This window comes from Acetomicrobium mobile, from assembly GCF_937920065.1.
On record NZ_CALETC010000123.1, the window covers coordinates 1 to 4,514 of the forward strand.

At 42.4% G+C, this 4,514-nt stretch carries 4 protein-coding genes and 1 pseudogene; all 5 read right to left on the bottom strand.

The window, feature by feature from the left end; genetic code table 11:
* Positions 1–310 precede the first annotated feature (310 nt).
* Positions 311–1,648, bottom strand: coding sequence for an amidohydrolase (locus Q7P41_RS05215; protein WP_303882717.1), 1,338 nt, complete (start codon positions 1,646–1,648; stop codon positions 311–313).
* A gap of 41 nt (positions 1,649–1,689) precedes the next feature.
* Positions 1,690–2,136 (bottom strand): hypothetical protein, encoded by a 447-nt coding sequence (locus Q7P41_RS05220; protein WP_303882718.1) that lies wholly within the window; start codon positions 2,134–2,136, stop codon positions 1,690–1,692.
* Positions 2,137–2,157: 21 nt separating this feature from the next.
* Positions 2,158–2,961, bottom strand: coding sequence for a DUF3100 domain-containing protein (locus Q7P41_RS05225; RefSeq protein ID WP_303882719.1), 804 nt, complete (start codon positions 2,959–2,961; stop codon positions 2,158–2,160).
* Positions 2,962–3,009: 48 nt separating this feature from the next.
* A complete protein-coding gene (locus tag Q7P41_RS05230) occupies positions 3,010–3,816 on the bottom strand; it encodes an IclR family transcriptional regulator (protein WP_303882720.1) in 807 nt (268 codons plus the stop codon).
* A gap of 489 nt (positions 3,817–4,305) precedes the next feature.
* Positions 4,306–4,514 (bottom strand): annotated as a pseudogene (locus Q7P41_RS05235) (hypothetical protein); the annotation flags it as partial.

The following is a 4,514-nucleotide window of genomic DNA, read 5'->3' on the forward strand; positions in this document are numbered from 1 at the left end:
CATTAAACTCTCCCGGTAAGAAGATGCCAATATTTATGCCTATATCTCTGGCCCTTGGCCTTTTCATTTTCTCTTCCTCGGCATGGCAAGCAGTCGATAATAAGAACAACATCTCAAATAATAGCAAGACATAAACCATATGCCTCCTTATGTGTCAAGCTATCTTGATCACTATTAATCTTCCCCAAAGGTGCATAGAGGTCGAATCGTTTATTTGTCGCATAGTACTGAACTTATTGTCATTAAATAAATTTGCTTTTAAAGTAAAACTACTTTTATCTAATATAAGTTCCTTTCGGTTTTTCTTAGTTTAAATGCCGGCACGCTTTGAAATCGCGATCATCCTTTGCTGGCATTCATGTATGATCTTATCCTCATCCAAAGTATTTACTTCCCTGTCTTTCATCACGACCTTCCCGTCGATGACCGAATCTACCACATCTTTGCCCGTGGCTCCTTCCACTATGGTATTGATCAGGTTATGCGTCGGAGTAAGATGTGGCTGGTCCAAATCGATCAGTATCAAGTCGGCTTTTTTACCAACTTCAATCGTGCCTATTTCGTCGTCCAAAAGCAATGCCCTCGCACCGCCAAGCGTCACCATCTTCAGTAACTCTGTTGCCTTTAATACGACAGGATCAAACACCGGCAATCCCCAAAAGGCATGTATCCCTGAACGAAACACCTTTATTTCATCAAATAAGCTCAAGCTTGACCCTGCTGCCCCGTCACTTCCCAATCCCACGGAAAGCCCGACCTCTAGCATCCTCGGCGTCTTCGGGAAACCGTGGCTACCGAAGTTGCTGCGCGGACAGTGAACGAGCTTGACGTCTTTTTCTTTGAGCAGCGTAATATCGCCTTCGGAAAGCAAGACATTGTGTGCCGTCAGTAAGTTTGGTCCGAGCAACCCGACACTATCCAAGAACTCAGGCGGCCTTTTCTTGTAATTTTGCAGACAAAAACTTACTTCATCCTTATGTTCTGCCAAATGGGCGTGCACGCCCGTGTGAAGTTCTTTGGCCTTTTCGGCTACCATGGCAATGAGATCTTTTGTACAGGTCATGACTTGTCGGATGGCAAACCAAATCCTGATGCGACCATCGCCCTCGCCGTTATACTCCCTGTACAACGTCTCCGTCTTCGATATTGCTTCTTCAGGAGAGTCTTTCATAGATGTAGGGATGAATGCTCCCGTGTCCATTGTTGACCTGGCAATCGCTGCCCTCATTCCGCTTTCTATGGCGGCCTCTGCGACCTTGTGCATGTGCACTCCGCCCGAATCCGCAAAAGTGGTCGTGCCTGACTTTATCATCTCAAGGCAGCTCAGCTTCGCGCTGTAATACACGTCTTCCTCGTTCAAACTGGATTCAAAGGGCACCAATATTCTGGCCCATACCATGGGGTATTCATCCATGACACGTCCCCTCAAAAGTTGCTGACAGCAATGGATATGGCCATCAACTAACCCCGGCATGACAAGCTTATTGCGACCCGATATCACTTCTTTGGGCTCGCATTTTGCCTTTAACTTTTCGCTGTTTCCTATCTCGACTATCCTGGTATCGTTTATGGCTATAGAGACGTCATTCGTCACGCCGAAGTCAGGAGTTAATATCGAACCATCCGTGATTAAAATATCGCACTTCAATTTTAAGGCCTCCTAACTAAGTTCTCACTTTTCAATGAACCCTATATTCGCCCTGTTACTTTTAATACCATATGTGCTACTATTGCTGAACCGATAAAAGTTCCTGTAATTACCAACAGGCCTATGACCAAAAATTTCCAGCCTACTCGCTTGAACTCGACGTAATCTTTCCCAATAGATATTCCCGTAACAGCGCCAACCACCGTAACGGGAGCCATGAAGGCTATTTTATTAGTATACTGAAGCACTATATCGGATATCGGAGAAATCGGGCTGGCCAAAATTAATCCCAAGGTCGTAACATATAAGATCATGGGTAACTTTACTGGTATTATTTGGCTTAAAAATTGTCCTAGCAATGCAATACCACACAGAATAACGACGCCCGGTATGGATTCAATGATCGAAGTTTTATAACCAATGAGATTTGAAATTGCCATAATTACAGATGTTACAAAAAGGATAAGAAGCCAATCTCTATATTTCATAATAACGTCCACCCCCCTTTTTTATTGTTTTTGGGAACCTAATTTAGGCGCAAGCCAATCATATAACTTTAGGGCAAGAGGAATAGCAACAAACATTCCCATATAGATCCCATCGATGCCTGTAAGCATGTCACTAGCCCCTCCAAGCATAAATATGTCGTTAGCATATTCGGGATATATGTTCGCCAAAGTGGCTGTAGCGGCAGCCATCATACTCCCGCTTCCCACGCCCGATGCCATTCCTAAAGCCCACGGATGAAAGAGTTTAGTTGATGCCATTAAACTGGCTAGAAAACCCATGTAAACCGTACCTATAACGCTGCCTATTATGTATATAGCAAAAGTTCCTCGCGTCTCCGGAGAATCTGGCCCGAAAACGTGGATGGATAAACCCAAATTAGTTTCTCTGTTTATTGAATAACATGCCCCTATTGCCTCCCGTTTCATTCCCAACAAAAGAGCGACGGGTATTGACAAAAACATGGTTCCCAAGTTGCCAAATTCTTGTAAAATCAAGGCTGGTCCCAAGGCTACCAATTTAGGAATATTGCCCCCTGCCAAAATTCCTAACTTTGCCATGAAAGGAGTAATTGCTACAAGCACCAAAGCTGATGCGGTTTTGCATTCTTCTAATTTAAAGTAACCGATGAGATCTGGGCCTAATAAAACCGCTATGATTAAGGCAAACAACATGGGAAACAAAACAATCTTCCCCCAACCTACCTGAAAGCTTATTGTCCCGATACATTCTGATATAACGACTAAAATAATAGCTGTAATGTAAATTTTGAATTCTTTTTTGATTTTTTCGACTACATAATACATCTTACGCCCTCCCCTTCTTGTTGTAGAATGTAAATCGATCAAATCTTTTTAACATGATACTTTCAATTGACCACCACCATTCTCGCCATTCAAATTACTGTTATATCCCATGTGACGGGATATCTTTTGGGCTGACCCTAAGGCAAGAGCCAATATTTCAGATATTTTCGGACGCATTCTGAATTCCGGACCGACGACGCTTAAGGCGCCAATGACAGTACCCGAATAACCCCGGAGAGGAACACCAACACACATAGATCCTTTATCCACTTCCCCGCAGGTTACTACGTAGCCATTTTTTCTTATGTCGCTAAGCTGTTCCAGTAATAAGGTCGGATCCGTTACTGTGCGATCGGTAAACTTTTGTAGGTCCTTTTTAATGATCTCTTTTATTTTTGGTTCCGGAAGGTATGCCAACAACACCTTAGAAAACCCGGCATGGAGGGGCGTTCTTTTCCCAATGCGGGAGGTGCACTGTATTCCCTCTTGGCTTTGAACTTTGTCAATGCACAAACATTCCCCTTCATCTTCAATAAGCAACATCACTGTTTCACCTGTTTTTTCGTGAAGTTCAACCATGACCGGATTAGCAACTTTTCTTAACTGCATGTCTTCAGCAACAACCATCCCCAATTCAAAAAACCTTATTCCAAGACGATATTTCTTGCTAATTGAGTCTTGTCGCAGGAATTCGTTATTGAGGAGGGTCGTAAGGATCCTGTGCACGACACTTTTATGTTCCTTTAATGCCACCGCAAGCTCCGTGACGCCCCACTCGGGTTTTTCAAAAGTAAAACAAGATAACAACCTTAAAGCACGTCGTAGTGACTGAGAGTCTTTTCCTTCACGTTGCACCGGGCACCCTCCTGGTTCTTCCTTAATGAACATTGTTCTTATGAGAAGAATATATTATTAAGAAGGCAATGTCAATATCGATCATTAGATTTTTAATATAAAATAGTGTTCAGGTGAGGTTTAAATTTGTTTCAGGCAGGTTGTTTAAGACAATCGCCCACGAAGGTCAAGAGATTATGCCGACTCCCTGTCAAATAAACAACGATTAATGATTCATTGCGTCAAAAGAGCCCGGGTTAAGAATAAGTAATGTAGATTTAAGCGAATTAATTTGCACTGCTGATGTAAATATTGCCCTATGAAGCATTTAGGAACAGAAGATATTGTGCACGAATGTAGTTTTTTAAAGTAGAATCAAATTTTAGCTAAAGGGAATATTCAACCTCGCGGAGCAAAGATCTAAAAGGCTTTTCGTAGGTACAATTTCGAATGAACAAATCTTAGCAAAGGAATGAGATTTCTTCCGAATTCTGTATTTCACGAAACTTTTTACTCAGCATGATGGGTGTTAACATCATACGTGTCAGTGCCATCATTCTGGGTTGCTTTACTAACGGTATTGCCATAAGAAAGGCGATGGATTTTTTTCATGATAAAGGTTTCAAGCTCGGTAAGCACTACCCCTGCGAATACTATCATCCCACCAAGGATGACTTGGAAGTTAACTATCTCTTCACCTATTAAATAGGCAAACACGT

Bases quoted from the DNA above. Each gene is read 5' to 3' on its own strand.
- Q7P41_RS05220 (WP_303882718.1), bottom strand. From the start codon at position 2,136: ATGAAATATAGAGATTGGCTTCTTATCCTTTTTGTAACATCTGTAATT.
- Q7P41_RS05225 (WP_303882719.1), bottom strand. From the start codon at position 2,961: ATGTATTATGTAGTCGAAAAAATCAAAAAAGAATTCAAAATTTACATT.